12 protein-coding genes are annotated in these 13,425 nt (G+C 71.2%); 7 read left to right on the top strand and 5 right to left on the bottom strand.

The window, feature by feature from the left end; genetic code table 11:
- The first annotated feature begins 17 nt into the window (after nt 1-17).
- The gene (locus ACGFS9_RS27085) at nt 18-443 is read left to right on the top strand and encodes an OsmC family protein (protein WP_393256816.1); all 426 of its coding nucleotides are present in this window, start codon (nt 18-20) and stop codon (nt 441-443) included.
- Between the two features lie 149 nt (nt 444-592).
- On the opposite strand, the gene ACGFS9_RS27080 is transcribed toward ACGFS9_RS27085, so the two are convergent.
- Nucleotides 593-1,456 carry a helix-turn-helix domain-containing protein gene (locus ACGFS9_RS27080; RefSeq protein WP_393256815.1) on the bottom strand — a complete coding sequence of 288 codons (864 nt, stop codon included), beginning with the start codon at nt 1,454-1,456 and terminating at the stop codon, nt 593-595.
- A 105-nt stretch (nt 1,457-1,561) separates the two neighbouring features.
- On the bottom strand, nt 1,562-2,434 hold the full coding sequence (locus ACGFS9_RS27075) for a helix-turn-helix domain-containing protein (protein WP_393256814.1): 873 nt from the start codon (nt 2,432-2,434) through the stop codon (nt 1,562-1,564).
- Nucleotides 2,435-2,461: 27 nt separating this feature from the next.
- Here ACGFS9_RS27075 and ACGFS9_RS27070 point away from each other — a divergent pair, with 27 nt between their 5' ends.
- The 5 genes from ACGFS9_RS27070 (at nt 2,462) to ACGFS9_RS27050 (ending at nt 7,686) form a co-directional block, all read left to right on the top strand.
- Complete coding sequence (locus tag ACGFS9_RS27070; protein ID WP_393256813.1) at nt 2,462-3,532, top strand: ADP-ribosylglycohydrolase family protein; 1,071 nt, start codon at nt 2,462-2,464, stop codon at nt 3,530-3,532.
- A gap of 106 nt (nt 3,533-3,638) precedes the next feature.
- Nucleotides 3,639-3,944 (top strand): 4a-hydroxytetrahydrobiopterin dehydratase, encoded by a 306-nt coding sequence (locus ACGFS9_RS27065; RefSeq protein ID WP_393256812.1) that lies wholly within the window; start codon nt 3,639-3,641, stop codon nt 3,942-3,944.
- A gap of 160 nt (nt 3,945-4,104) precedes the next feature.
- A complete protein-coding gene (locus tag ACGFS9_RS27060) occupies nt 4,105-5,163 on the top strand; it encodes a sporulation protein (protein WP_393256811.1) in 1,059 nt (352 codons plus the stop codon).
- A gap of 97 nt (nt 5,164-5,260) precedes the next feature.
- Complete coding sequence (locus ACGFS9_RS27055; protein WP_393256810.1) at nt 5,261-5,845, top strand: TerD family protein; 585 nt, start codon at nt 5,261-5,263, stop codon at nt 5,843-5,845.
- Between the two features lie 863 nt (nt 5,846-6,708).
- Entirely contained in the window at nt 6,709-7,686 is a 978-nt protein-coding gene (locus tag ACGFS9_RS27050) for a class I SAM-dependent methyltransferase (RefSeq protein ID WP_393256809.1), read from the top strand.
- A gap of 89 nt (nt 7,687-7,775) precedes the next feature.
- On the opposite strand, the gene ACGFS9_RS27045 is transcribed toward ACGFS9_RS27050, so the two are convergent.
- Nucleotides 7,776-8,411, bottom strand: coding sequence for an NUDIX hydrolase (locus ACGFS9_RS27045; RefSeq protein ID WP_393256808.1), 636 nt, complete (start codon nt 8,409-8,411; stop codon nt 7,776-7,778).
- Nucleotides 8,412-8,994: 583 nt separating this feature from the next.
- On the opposite strand from ACGFS9_RS27045, the gene ACGFS9_RS27040 reads away from it, so the two are divergent.
- Entirely contained in the window at nt 8,995-9,363 is a 369-nt protein-coding gene (locus tag ACGFS9_RS27040) for a hypothetical protein (RefSeq protein ID WP_393256807.1), read from the top strand.
- Here ACGFS9_RS27040 and ACGFS9_RS27035 read toward each other — a convergent pair.
- Both ACGFS9_RS27035 and ACGFS9_RS27030 read right to left on the bottom strand, forming a co-directional pair.
- Entirely contained in the window at nt 9,351-11,984 is a 2,634-nt protein-coding gene (locus ACGFS9_RS27035; RefSeq protein WP_393256806.1) for a hypothetical protein, read from the bottom strand. The two genes, ACGFS9_RS27040 and ACGFS9_RS27035, sit on opposite strands and share 13 nt — an antisense overlap.
- Entirely contained in the window at nt 11,981-13,402 is a 1,422-nt protein-coding gene (locus ACGFS9_RS27030; RefSeq protein ID WP_393256805.1) for a hypothetical protein, read from the bottom strand. The genes ACGFS9_RS27035 and ACGFS9_RS27030 overlap by 4 nt, the downstream gene beginning before the upstream one ends.
- Between the last annotated feature and the right edge of the window lie 23 nt (nt 13,403-13,425).

The following is a 13,425-nucleotide window of genomic DNA, read 5'->3' as shown; positions in this document are numbered from 1 at the left end:
ACACGAAAGGAATCACCGTGGCCACCACGCGCACCGCACACACCGAGTGGGAAGGCAACCTGCTCGAGGGCAACGGCGTCGTCACCTTCGACTCCTCCGGCATCGGCCAGCAGCCGGTGACGTGGGCGTCGCGGGCGCAGGACGCCAACGGCAAGACCAGCCCCGAGGAACTCATCGCCGCCGCCCACTCCAGCTGCTTCTCCATGGCGCTGTCGCACGCCCTCGCCGGCGCCGGCACCCCGCCCACCCGGCTCGTCACCAACGCCGACGTCACCTTCCAGCCCGGCGAGGGCATCACCGGCATCCACCTCACCGTGGAGGGGACCGTCCCGGGCCTCGACGAGGACGGCTTCGTCGCCGCCGCCGAGGACGCCAAGAAGAACTGCCCCGTCAGCCAGGCCCTGACCGGCACGCCGATCACCCTGTCGGCGAAGCTCGCCTGACGTCCCGCCGCCGGTGCCGCGCCCCGTGACGCACGGGGCGCGGCACCGGCGCGTCCGCCTCCCGTCCCGAGCCGCGCGCCGCGGACCGGTCGGCGGGCGCGTTCCGTGCGCGACCGGGCCTCCGCGGGGCGGGGGCGGTGGGCGGCGGCTCAGCGGCCGCGGCGGTACTCCTCCAGGATCTCCTTCGTGCGCTGCGCGGAGGCGGCGTGCGCCGTCATGAGGTCCAGCACCTCCAGGTGCAGCGCCACCTCCTGCCGCGCGTCGAGATACAGCGCCCCGGTCACGTACTCGCTGTAGACGATGTCCGGCAGTTCCGGCTCGGCGAACCGGAACAGCGTGAACGACGTGTAGGTCCCCGGGTGCGGGCCGCTCGCGAACTCCGCGACCTGGAGCGTCACATGGTCGAGCTCGGCCCATTCCAGGAGCCGCGACATCTGGTCGCGCATCACCTCGCCGCGGCTGCTCACCGGCCGCCGCAGCGCCGTCTCGTCCATGACGATCCACAGACGCGGCGGATTCTCGCCGGTCAGCAGCGCCTGCCGCTTCATGCGCAGCGCCACGTGCCGTTCGATGGCCTCGGGACCGGTCGCGCCGACCGTCCCGGCCTCCAGCACGGCCCGCGCGTAGTCCTCCGTCTGGAACAGGCCGGGCACGAAGTGCGGTTCGTAGGAACGGATCAGCCGGGCGGCCCCCTCCAGGCTGACGTGCATGCTGAACCAGTCCGGCAGCACGTCGTGGTAGCGCTGCCACCAGCCGGGCAGGTTCGCCTCCTCGGCGAGCGCGACGAACGCGGCGGTCTCCTCGTCCCCCACCCCGTACGTCCTCAGCAGCACCTGGACGTACGGGATCTTGAGAGCGACCTCCGCCATCTCCATCCGGCGTACCGTCGCCGGGGCCACCCGCAGGACCCGGGCGGCCTCCTCGCGCCTCAGGCCCGCTGTCTCCCGCAACTCCTGAAGACGCCGCCCCAGCACCACCTGCCCCACGGTGGGCGCGGGTCGCCGCTCACTCACGCCACGCCTCCCCACGCGCCGAAGTATGCGTGCAGTGTGCCATGCCCGCCGCCCGCCCTCACGGGCCGGACCCGCGGTCGGCGGCCCCTCCCGGACACGGGGCCGTCAGGGCGTCGACGCGTGCAGGTACGCGGCCGTCGCCGGGTCCGCGGGCAGGAACGTCTCGATGGCGAGTTCGGCGACGGTCACGTCCGTCGGGGTGTTGAACGTGGCGATGGAGGAGACGAAGGACAGGACCCGCCCCGCGTGCTCGATCCGCAGGGGCAGCGCGAAGGCGGGCACCCCTGCCGCTGGCCCCGCCTCGTCGTCCGGCCCCGCACCCCCCTCCGGGGCCCTCTCCCCGGTCCCGCCGGTGCCGGGCGGCGGGTAGGCGGCCACCTCGTCGTGCAGCGCGCGCAGCGCGTCCGACCGGTGCAGCGCGATCTGCCGGTCCATCTGGGCCAGCAGATGCCCGCGCCAGGCCCGCAGGTTGCGGATGCGCGGCGCGAGACCCTCCGGATGCAGGGTCAGCCGCATCGCGTTCGGCGGCGGTCCCAGGAGCTCCTCGGCGACGCCGTCCAGGAGCAGGGCGATGCCCCGGTTCGCGGCCAGGACGTCGTACGCCGCGTCGACGACGAGCGCCGGATACGGCTCGTAGCCGCGCAGCAGCCGCTCCATCCCCTCGCGCAGGGCGGCCATGGAGGGGTCGCCGAGCGGGGTCTGGGGGAAGAACGGGGCGTAACCCGCGGCCAGGAGCAGCGTGTTGCGCTCGCGCACCGGCACGTCGAGGTGCTCGGCGAGCCGCAGCACCATCTCCTGGCTGGGCCGCGCACGGCCCGTCTCGACGAAGCTGATGTGCCGCGCCGAGGAGCCCGCCCGCAGCAGGAGCTCCAGCTGGCTCACCCGCCGCCGCACCCGCCAGCCGCGCAGCAGCGGTCCCACCCCGTCCCCGGCGGGGGCCCGTGCGGAGGAGGCGGCGGCGGACGGGACAATGCTCATACGAGGACCGTAGTCGAGGAGTGCCACGTGAAGGACCCGAAGAACCTCTCCTGGGAGGCCGAGGCCGGCTACCGGGCCCGCGTCCGCGGCTGCCTGCTGGGCGGCGCGCTCGGCGACGCCCTCGGCTACCCGGTCGAGTTCGACGCCCTGGACGCGATCCGCGCCGCCCACGGTCCGCGCGGGGTGACGGGACCGGTCGCCGACGGCGCCGGTGTCGTCGGACGGGTCAGCGACGACACCCAGATGACCCTGTTCACCGTGGAGGGGCTCCAGCAGGCGCACGCGCGGGAGCGCCTCAAGGGCATCGGCGGCGGCTGGCCCCGCCTGGTGCGCCTCGCCTACGGCCGCTGGCTGGACACCCAGACCAGGTCCGCGCCCGCGCCGGAGGCAGGGGAGGGACTGGCCTCCCTGAGCTGGCTGTACGCCCGGCGGGCACCGGGCAACGCCTGCCTGTCCGGGCTCCGCGATCACACGTACTGCCCCGACCCGGCGACCGGGCCGGACCTGCCCGGACCCGTCAACCCCGACTCCAAGGGCTGCGGCTCGGTGATGCGCTCCGCGCCCTTCGGACTCACCCGCACCACACCGGAGTCGGCGTTCGACATGGCCGCCCGCTGCTCGCTGATGACCCACGGGCATCCCACCGCCTCCTGGGCCTCCGGCGCGCTCGCCGCCCTCGTCACCCACCTCGTCGCGGGCGACTCCCTGGAGGGGGCGGTGCTGCGCACGCTCAGGCTGCTCGCCCGCCGCCCGGGCCACGAGGAGACCACCGCCCTGCTCGACCGCGCCCTGGACCTCGCCGCCGACGGCGCGCCGAGCGCGGAGAAGGTCGAGTCGCTCGGCGCCGGCTGGATCGCCGAGGAGGCGCTCGCCGTCGCCGTCTACTGCGCCCTCGCCGAGCCCCGGGTGGCCGACGCGCTGCTGCTGTCCGTGAACCACTCCGGCGACAGCGACTCCACCGGCTCCCTGTGCGGCAACCTCCTGGGCGCCCTGCACGGCGACCACGGCCTGCCGCACGACTGGCTGGAGCAGGTCGAGGGACGCGCCACCATCACCCTGCTGGCGGACGACCTCGCCGCGGAGTGCGTGCGGCGCTGACCCCGGCGGGACGCCGGGGCCCGCGTCGGTTCCCTCCGCCGCCCGCGGCCGTGTGGCACCCTCGCGGGGGAACGTCTCCGGCTGCGCCGTACGAAGGGAACCGCTCATGGCCGTCGAACCGCTGGTGCGCGAGGACATCGAGGAGCGGCTGGCCGCGCTGCCCGGGTGGACGCTGGAGGGCGACCGGCTGGCCCGCTCCTACCGGCTCGCCTCGCACTTCGCGGCGACCGCGATGGTCGTGCACATCGCCCAGGTGCAGGAGGAACTCGACCACCACTCCGACCTCACCCTCGGCTACAACACCCTCTCCCTCACCGTGAACACGCACAGCGTCGGTGGCGCGGTCACCGCGCTGGACTTCGAACTCGCCCGCCGGGTGGAGGATCTCGCGCCCGGCCACGGGGCGCGCTGACCCGCGGGCCCGGCCGCGGCGAGGACGCCGGGCGAACGCGACACCTCCGATCAGGTGACTTGGGAACTTCTTTACCGCCCCGGCCAGTTCTGACACCGTGCGGCCGGCAGCGCCGGCCGCCGAGGACGACCAGTGCGATGAGTGAAGGAGCAACACCGGCATGGTGTTCAAACGGCTGCTCGGGGCGATCGGCGTAGGTGGCCCCTCGGTGGACACGGTTCTCGACGGCGGGGCGGTCCCGCCCGGCGGTTCGCTGTCCGGAGAAGTGCGCCTGAGAGGCGGCGACACGGCCGCGGAGATCGATCACATCGTGCTGGAACTGGTCGCCCGGGTGGAGGCCGAGCACGAGGACGGGGAGAGCGAGGGCTTCGTCGCCTTCGAACGGTTCACCGTGGGGGGCGGTTTCCGGCTCGGACCGCAGGAGGACCGGTCGGTGCCGTTCCGGGTGACGCTGCCGTGGGAGACACCGGTGAGCGAGCTGCACGGGCAGCCGCTCGGCATCGTCCTCGGCGTCCGGACCGAACTGGCGCTGGCCGGCGCGCGGGACAAGGGCGACCTGGACGCTCTGGCGGTGTGCCCGCTGCCCGTCCAGGAGGCGGTCCTCGAAGCCCTCGGGCAGCTGGGCTTCGCCTTCCGCTCCGCGGACCTGGAGCTGGGACGGATCGGCGGCACCGGCCAGCGGCTCCCCTTCTACCAGGAGATCGAGCTGACGCCGCCGCCGCGGTACGCGCACGAGGTGAACGAGATCGAGCTGACGTTCCTGGCCACGCCGTACGCGACGGAGATCGTCCTGGAGGCGGACAAGCGCGGCGGCCTCCTCACCTCCGGGCACGACGCGCTCACCCACTTCACCGTCGGCCACGACGAGAGCGCCGCCCGGGACTGGAACACCGAGGTGGACGGCTGGATCGGGCAGTTGCTGGAACACCGCAGGTCCTACGGCACCGCCTCCTTCGGCTCCTACGGCCCCTACGGCGACGCCGACCCCTACGCGGGCGCGCACACCGCGCACGCGGAGCCGCGCGGCGGGCACCGGTCGGGGCCGGGCGTGGGCACGGCGATCGCCGCCGGTGCCGCGGGGGTGGCCGTGGGGGTCGTCGGCGGCATGGTCGCGGCGGAGGTGGTCGACGAGATCGGCGACTTCTTCGAGGACGACGAGGACGACGAGGCCGAGGACGACGACGCCGACGACGCAGGAGGCGGCGAGGACGAGGACTAGGCGGCTCGCCGCCCATCGACGCCCCGGGCTCACACCCCGGAACGACCCAGGCACAATTTGCCTGACGCAGTCCCATTTCGCAGAGGATGATGCACGCATGATGACGCTCACCAAGGAAGACGGCCCGGCGGATCTGGACGGTGTCACGCACCTGTCCATAGGGGTGTCCTGGGACCCCACCGCGGGAAGCAGCGGCGGAGTGCTCGGCGCGCTGCGCCGCAAGAGCGGAACCGACCTCGACCTGATCGCCATCGCCATGCAGGGCGGGGAACCGGTGCGCCTCGCGGGCCTGGACTCCCTCGACCCGATGGGCAACGGCTCGCTGCTGCACAGCGGGGACAACCAGACCGGACGTGGTGACGGCGACGACGAGACGGTGACCGTCGAGTTCGCGCGGATTCCCCCGAACATCACGTCCATCGTGTTCATCGCCGCCGCCTACAAGAAGGGCAGTTCCTTCCAGAAGGCGCGCAACATCAGCTTCAAGGTGTACGACGCCACCGGGGGCAGCAGCACGCAGGTCGCCGACATCTGGCCGAGCCTGCTGTCGCAGGACAACGGCTGCGCCGTGGCGAAGGCGCAGCGCGTCGGCGGCGCCTGGAAGCTCCAGGTGATCAATCTGACCGGAAAGATCAAGCAGGGCGACGAGAACGCGCTGATGAGGTTCGCCGTCAGCAAGTGACGCCCCGCCGCCGGGAGTTCCCGCCGGCCGGGTCCGGTCGGCGGCGCCCCGTGGTGGACCGGGCCCCGCCCGCGACGGCGCGGGGCCGCCCCCGCCGGGCAGGCCGGTGGGGCCCCCGGCTTCCGGGCCCACGCGGGGCGCGGCGGCCGAGGCGGGGACCGTCCGGCGCCCCGCCGCCCCGGCTCTACGACGCCCGGCGTCCGGAGCGGCACGCGACAGTCGCCCTTCCGGGACCTGCGCAGGCCGCTCGGGTGTCCGGGACCTGCGCGTGCGGCACGGGTCTCCGGGGCCTGCGCGTGCCGCACGGATGTCCAGAGCCTGCGCGTGCCGCTCGTCCGGGGTCTGTACCTGCCGCTCGGGTGTCCGGGACCCGCGCGTGCCGCTCGGATATCCGGGATCTGCGCGTGCCTCACGCGTACCCGGGAGGTGCCCGTGCCGCTCGGGTGTCCGGGACCTGCGCGGGCCGAACGAGTATCCGGGACTCGCGCCTGCCGCTCGGATATCCGGGGCGTGTGCGCGCCACGCGGGCCGGCAGGCGGATCGTTGCGCGCGCGGCACCGCCCGGGCGCGCGTCGTCACGGTCCTGCCCCGGGCCGGGCACCCGATCCCGGGCGGGACGTCCCCGGCCCACCTTCCCGGGCCGGGCACCCGATCCCGGGCGGGACGTCCCCGGCCCACCTTCCCGCGCCGCTCCCACGCCCGTGCCGCCCCGGTCCGGCGGTGCGCGATCACCCCGCCGGACAGGGGCGATAGCGGTCGCCTCGCCTCTCGCCTCCCCTCTTTTTGCCGTTCGAGCAACGTTGCTGGCCCCCTCCGGACACGGCGGTGCACGCTTTCGGCATCCCGAGAGAGAGGCTTCCGCCATGGCACAGGACCACGACCGGCGCCGCCACCCGGCAGGACCCCCCGACCCGGCCGCCGACGCCGCTCCGGCTCCCACCGCCGCGCACGGCCACGGCCCCCACCACGGCCGAGGGCACGGTCATGGTCACGGGCACGAGCCCATGGACTTCGCCGCCCTGCTGCCGCTGCTGGTGCAGGAGGCGGAGCTGTTCACCCCGGCCTACGCCGAGGCCGCCCGGTGGCTGCGCGAGCAGCGGTCCGACCCCGGGCTGGTCGTGGACGCGGGCAGCGGCCCCGGCGTCATCTCCTGTCTGCTGGCCGAGACCTTCCCCGGCGCGCGCGTCGTCGCCGTCGACGGGGCGGAGCCGCTCCTCGCGGAGGCCCGCGCCCGCGCCGAACGCCTCGGTATCGCCGACCGCTTCGCCACCGTCCGGGCCGAACTCCAGGACGGCGTCGGCGACGTGGAGCGCCCGGCCGACCTGGTGTGGGCGAGCCGTTCGCTGCACCACGTCGGCGACCAGCGGGCCGCCCTCGCGGGATTCGCCCGCGCTCTCGCCCCCGGCGGCACCCTGGCCCTGCTCGAAGGGGGCCTGCCCACCCGGTTCCTGCCACGCGACGTCGGCATCGGCCGGCCGGGCCTCGCGTCGCGCCTGGACGCCGTGCACGACACGTGGTTCACCCGGATGCGGGAGGAGCTGCCCGGCTCGGTGTCCGAGACGGAGGACTGGCCGGGCCTGCTCACCGCAGCCGGCCTGCGGCACTCGGCGACCCGGACCTTCCTCGTCGACCTTCCGGCGCCGCTGTCCGAGAAGGCCCGGGCCTTCGTGGTCACCTCCCTCGCCCGCCTCCGCGACGGCCTCGCGGAGGACCTGAGCGCCGAGGACGCCGCGACCCTCGACCGCCTGCTCGACCCGGACGACAAGGCGAGCGTGCACCACCGCACGGACACCTTCGTCCTGACCGCGTTGACCGTCCACGTGGGCGTGAAACCCCGCTAGCAACCGGCCCGCTGGGCCCTGAGCGCACCTCTGTACTCAACGCCGCGTGTCCGGCAGGGAGAGGGACATCGGGAGTGCTCGAGGTGCGCTCACGACTGGTCGGCACCGGTACGCCCCGGGGCGGCACCGAGATCGTGCCTGATGTTGCTCTTACCTGACGTCGTCCTTCCGCTGGTGTCCCCGGTGAGCAGCCCGAGCAACTCGGCACGGAGGAATGCCGCCATGGTGAAACCATCCTGGATCTCGTCGGCCGTGATCGCGGCCCGGAGACGGGAGATCGGCCACCACGCGAACCGATCGATCTCGTGGTCGAGGGCGGAGAGATCCCGCCGGCCACCGACCGTGGCCAGCCACAGGCGGACAGATCCGGCCGTCAGTCCGCTGTTGGGCATCACACTGCCCAGATCCGTCCATGTGTCCGCTGTCAGACCTGTCTCCTCCCGTAGTTCGCGTGCGGCGTCCTTCACCGGCTCTTCGGGAGACTCACCGAATCCCCGAGGAAGTTCCCAGAGGTCCGCGGCCGGAGCGATCCGGTACTGCCGAACCATCCCCACCGATTCACCCCACAGAGGCAGCACGACCGTCCCGGGCGCGCCGTTGGATTCGACCAGACGCAGGTACTTGAACGTGTCTCCGGCGAACTCCACGTCGTCGAGATACACCGACAACCACGGAGCATGCGCGAACGCGGGTTCAGCCGCGCGGGAGATTTTGTCGGGCAGCATGTCAGGTCACCCTTCGGTTGAAACGGTCGCGTTGGCCGGCACGACCCTAGCCGCCAGATCGGCGGATCTGTGGAGCGCCGGTGGGGGGAGAGACTTCTCGGCGTGACTTTTGGGTGAGTGTTACGTCGCAGGTCGGAGTAGGGATCGGTGAGTCAACAGCGTGCCCACGTTCATCTCCGCGTCGTGCCGGGGGTGCGGGGGGTTGCGGGTGGGTCCGGGGCGATGTTCTTGAAGCCGCCCCCTCCGGGCGATCAAAGCACCTTGTGGGAGGCGTGGCGGTACGCTTGACACGTTCCATGTGGGGCGGGGTGAACAGGAAGGCGCGTGATGGTGGGTGGGGCGATCTGCTTCGGCGCCGTTGTCGGATGGGTGGTGGCGGCTGCGGGTTCGGGGCCGAGTGCGTGGCTGGCACGGACTGCCGCGGCCGGAACGGCGGTGGGGATCGGCGTGCTCGCCGCAGGCGCCGAGGGCGCGGTACCGACTGTTCTCGGTTTGGGCGCGGGTGCCTGCCTCCATCTCCTCTTCCGGTACGTCCTCGCTCAGCAGTCGCGCCGATAGTCGCAGCCGTCGTCAAGGGGGACGAGTGACGTACATCGAATGCGGATCGATGTTTTTCGGCATGGTCATCGGCTGGTTCACCTACTTCGTGAACAGGTACAGGACCACGGTTGCCGTCGCCGATGTCCTGGCGATCGTGGGGGCACTCGGCGGAGGCACCGTCCTGACGCTGTTTCCGGAGCAGTCCCGGTTGTTCGCTGCCTACGGAATCGGCTTGGCGATCGGCTTCTTCGGGTACTTCGCGCTGCTGGTGTTGCTCGTCCTTCGGAGCGAGGGCTGGACCATGGAGTGGTTCCTGGACGGGCGACGCCCGAGGCCGAAGCCGGAGCAGATCTCCTCCGACAGGAGCGCCGGCCGTGCCATGGGCGGAGGAGGAGCCACTCAGGTGCACTGAGGTCGCCCCTCCAGCCCGGGGCCCCTGTGTCTCATGCGCAAATGGGGCGGAGCGTACGCCACGTAGATCAGTCCTAGGGGATTCCGCCCGGCCAGCAGAGTGACCCTGGCTTCCCGCATGGCGCGCGCGATGGTCCAGTGATGCTCCATGAACGGGTGCAGCATGCGTTTGGCGAAGTCTGCCGCCAACGATTCGTAGGTGATGATTTCGGTGCCGATCAGTCCCGACGCGCGGGCGCTGTGGACGAATGCTTTCACGAAGGTCATCGCGTGGCGGGGCTCGACGGCTGCGGTGCGGCATCCGTTCAGGAAGACCAGAGGCCGGCTGTTCGGCCAGTGCATCCGCCCGTCCGCGATATGCTCCCAGGAGATCGGCGGGGTGAAGGCGTCACCGACACGCAGCATCGGATTTCCCTTGATCACCTCTCCGTGGCAGAAGAAGTAGAGCAGTTGCGGGACGTTGCTGTCCCGCAGGCGCCTCAGCAGGTCTTCCCGCCGGGTGAGAACCGTTCCGCGGTACCGGGACCGCACGTGTTCCGTATGGGCACCCGCGAGATCCTCGGAAACGCCGACGATGGACTGAGGCCGTTCGGTGTAGTCGATGCAATGGCCGCCGCCGGGCGAGGAAGCCGTCGTCATCGCGTCTTGAAAGGTGGGTACGGTCGACTGCGGAAGCCCGATCTCGTGCCGGTAGCCCCAGAATCCGCTGGGGCACACTACGGCGTCGTCGTCGTACGAGGGGCATTCACCCCGGAAACATTTGCTTTCCAGCAGGTCGTCACCTTCCTGGCCGGCGTGCTTGAACTCTTCACACAGGCGCACCCCCTCTTCGCCGCCCCAGTCGAGAGGGTGGTCGTAGATCAGCGCTGCCGGGACGACCACCCCGGCGTGGTCCTTGCTGGCGATCTCGATTACGCCAGGCCTTCGCAGCCGGTCTGCCAGTCGGAGGATGGGGGCTCTCGCCGCTGCCCCGTCGACATTGCGTTCGGCGAACCCGCCGCCGATCGCCGTCCACAACCGGTACCCCTTGCAGGCCAGGTCGATGAGATCCTGTTCGTAGTCCGGCGGCACGGTGTCGTCGTACCGAAACGGGGGACCGGAACTCTCGGGATCGCTGCACCCCCATGCGGTCTTGCGTAGCGCGCCTCGGATCTCCTCGATGATGTTCACGAGTTGTCGTTCGTCGAGAACCGTCTGCGTCTTGACCTCGCCTTCGCCCAGAAAGCGAAGACTGTGTGTGCCGTCACCGTTGTCGTTGACGAAGACCGACAAGGTCAAGGGGAGGACGTCCGCGAGATCGCGGGAATCGGGGGCGATCCCCGCCGTGTAGTCGACCCGTGCGGTGAGCGCACCGGTGCGAATCGCCGCACCGATCTCGACCTGCATCTGGACCAGCCGAGACTGCAGCAGTGTCCCCTTGTAGTAGAGATGACAGCGCAGCAGGTATCTACCGGGTCGTGCCGGCGTCCGGATGGGGAAGAAGAGGCGCGTGCCGGACCGGGGAGTGCCTGCAGGCCCGGCAACCACCTCGACACGCCCGTCGGGCCGCATTTCCATCCGGCCCTGATCCTGGCCGTCGACAATCTCGATGTGCCCGGGAAAGCCGAACAACGCGACCGTCAGAACCCCGGTGGGCAATTCCACCGGCTCCGGATTCAGGTCGATGCTTGTTTCGGCCACCTCTTCAGCGATTTCGAACCAGAACAGGTAGGGAGTGTCGGGCTCGAGACATTGCTCGGAGCGCAGGTGGACCTCCGGTTGATCCGGCCGGGCCACACCCGTATTGGCATAGCGGGTGCGGCGGCCGGAGGGGTCCGGACCGAGGAGACCAGGCCGTTGGCCGGGCATGTCAGAAGCATCCGGGTCCGCGTCGGGCGGCGAGATCTCCTCGTCCTCGGACACGGCTGACAGATCGAAGAGGTCGTCCGTTTCCGGCTGGACGGGGTGGCGTTCGGCAAGGCGCGTGAGGGCGCGTCGGCAGCTCTCCGCCACCACCGCGTCGTCCTGGGTGGCCGCGACCTCGTTCGCCAGGGGAATGCTCGGGTGCGAGGCGTCCAACTCGTCCGCCACGGAGGGCCAGGGCGCGCGGACCTCGACGAGTTCGGCCAGCCTGGTTCCCCAGCGGTCATCCAGCCGTCCGGCGAGCGCCGCGATCCGAGACCGGCCTTCGTCGTCCATGTACGGGGAAACCCTCGCCGCCAGCGCGGTCGCGTACCAGGCCGCTTCGGAGCGTACCGCCGCCTCCACAGCCATGACCGATCGCCGAAGGGCTTCGGCGGACTCGGCCAGGAACGGGATGAGATACGCGACCTCCTGGTCCGTAAGCCCGCCGAGCGGGACGTCGGCCTCGAAAGCCAGTCGCAGGAGACCGGTGGCCAGGGAAACAGGTGCCTCGGGCAGTCCCGGAGGCGGGATGTCCGTGTCGGCCGCCCTTCCGGAGTACACCTGCTGGACGGCCTCGCCGATCACCGGCCATCCGGTATGGGGCGCCAGCTCACCTGCCGCCGCAGCCACCTGGGCAACCGCAGGCAGATCAGTGACGTCGCAGTGAGCGGCAAGCCATCCGAGCAACGACGGTTCCGGCGCGTCGCCGCCAAGCAGCAGCTCAAGAGCCGTCGTCATCCGCCGTGCCGTCCCGCGGTACCCAGGGAGCGTGCCAGGTCCCCGAGGTACTCGCCTGCCGCGAACGAGCGGTCCAGATCGGCTTCGGACAGGCTCCCCAGGGCCATGGTCTGCACGTGCCGTCCGTCGTCCGCCCCCACCGGGATCGCCAGCCGGCTGCGCTCCACCGTCACGACATGGGGCAAGGACGCCTGCAACTGGGCCAGATGGGACTCCCAGGCCTCGCGCAGCTCCTCGTCGACCGGTCTGTTGAGGCGAACCAGCCGATCAAGCTCCGCACAGGAGTCCTGCCAGGCGAACCAGCGCTCCTCGTCCGCCATAAGCGCCCAGTACGCTTCGAAGACCTGGCGCAGTGGTGCAGAGGAAAGGTTCGGTACCGTCTCCGCCGCAGCGAACATCCCGGCCATGCGAGGCGAGCGTTGATGCGTTTCCCGCTGCTCGCCCTCGGACGGAACGGTGTCCTGGATGAGGGCCATCGCCAGGGAGTTGACGTGTTTCAACTCGTCCCTGCCGTCCATACGCGGCACGGACGACATGTACTCGAACCGGGCACATGCCGATTCTGCCATCACTGCGTTGTACAGAGTGTCGACCAGCTCACGTAATTGGTCGTCCAGCAGTGGATCTCGTCCATCCAGGCCACCCGAGCCGTGCACCCAACCGCGGTTCACCACACCGGCGTCTACTTGACGATCGGGCCCCGCCGTCTCCTCCGCCTTCGCCCGTACCGCTGTCTGTAGGCGGAGGGCCGTGTCCGCCGGGCAGCCGTGCCCGGCCGCCACTTCCGAGACCCTGTCCGCGGGCATGTCGAGCAGGTGCTGCACGTAGCCCTTGACCGAAGTCTGCGGCACACGTGCCTCGCGACTGCGGTCGTACTCGGCAGACCCCTCGAAGTAGTCGTTCAGGCGGAGGAGTACGTCGAGGTGGCGTGCCAGCTGGGCATGGTCCCGGATCTCCGCGGGCACGTGGTGTGCCCCGCCGTCAGAGGCCAGCCGGTCCAGGCTGGCGGCAAAGGCATGCCGCACGGCGGGGAGCCGGTCGACGGGCTGCCAGGTGGAGAGTTTGAAGAAGTTTCGCGCCTCGGGGTCCGACCGTCGCAGTTGATCGGAACAGGCGGCGAGAAACGTGGGCTGCCGGAACCGGTGCAGGACGAAGGGGCGTGCTCCGGCCAGCCGTGCTCTGGGTGTTCGCGACAGGCCCTGCTTGGCCCGTTCCCAGGTCTCCAACACGACGTCGGCCAGATCGAGCATCCCTCGGGAGTCGAAGGCATAAGTGTTGTTGACGGACAGAGACCGGCCCATCAAGAGGCTGACCACGGCCTCGGCCTGAGCCTGGGCGAGATTGGGGTGGTCGTCGGGGTGGTCGGCGGTCGCTCGGGTCGAGTCGAAGGATTCGTGGAACGCCAGCCTGTCCGGCATCGGTACCTCCGTGGAGTCGTGAC

The sequence above is a fragment of the Streptomyces sp. NPDC048566 genome (assembly GCF_043199735.1).
GTDB lineage: Bacteria > Actinomycetota > Actinomycetes > Streptomycetales > Streptomycetaceae > Streptomyces.
This window is presented reverse-complemented; position numbering and strand designations above follow the sequence as displayed.

Bases quoted from the DNA above. Each gene is read 5' to 3' on its own strand.
- ACGFS9_RS27075 (WP_393256814.1), bottom strand. From the start codon at position 2,434: ATGAGCATTGTCCCGTCCGCCGCCGCCTCCTCCGCACGGGCCCCCGCC.
- ACGFS9_RS27065 (WP_393256812.1), top strand. From the start codon at position 3,639: ATGGCCGTCGAACCGCTGGTGCGCGAGGACATCGAGGAGCGGCTGGCC.
- ACGFS9_RS27060 (WP_393256811.1), top strand. From the start codon at position 4,105: ATGGTGTTCAAACGGCTGCTCGGGGCGATCGGCGTAGGTGGCCCCTCG.
- ACGFS9_RS27055 (WP_393256810.1), top strand. From the start codon at position 5,261: ATGATGACGCTCACCAAGGAAGACGGCCCGGCGGATCTGGACGGTGTC.
- ACGFS9_RS27050 (WP_393256809.1), top strand. From the start codon at position 6,709: ATGGCACAGGACCACGACCGGCGCCGCCACCCGGCAGGACCCCCCGAC.
- ACGFS9_RS27045 (WP_393256808.1), bottom strand. From the start codon at position 8,411: ATGCTGCCCGACAAAATCTCCCGCGCGGCTGAACCCGCGTTCGCGCAT.
- ACGFS9_RS27035 (WP_393256806.1), bottom strand. From the start codon at position 11,984: ATGACGACGGCTCTTGAGCTGCTGCTTGGCGGCGACGCGCCGGAACCG.
- ACGFS9_RS27030 (WP_393256805.1), bottom strand. From the start codon at position 13,402: ATGCCGGACAGGCTGGCGTTCCACGAATCCTTCGACTCGACCCGAGCG.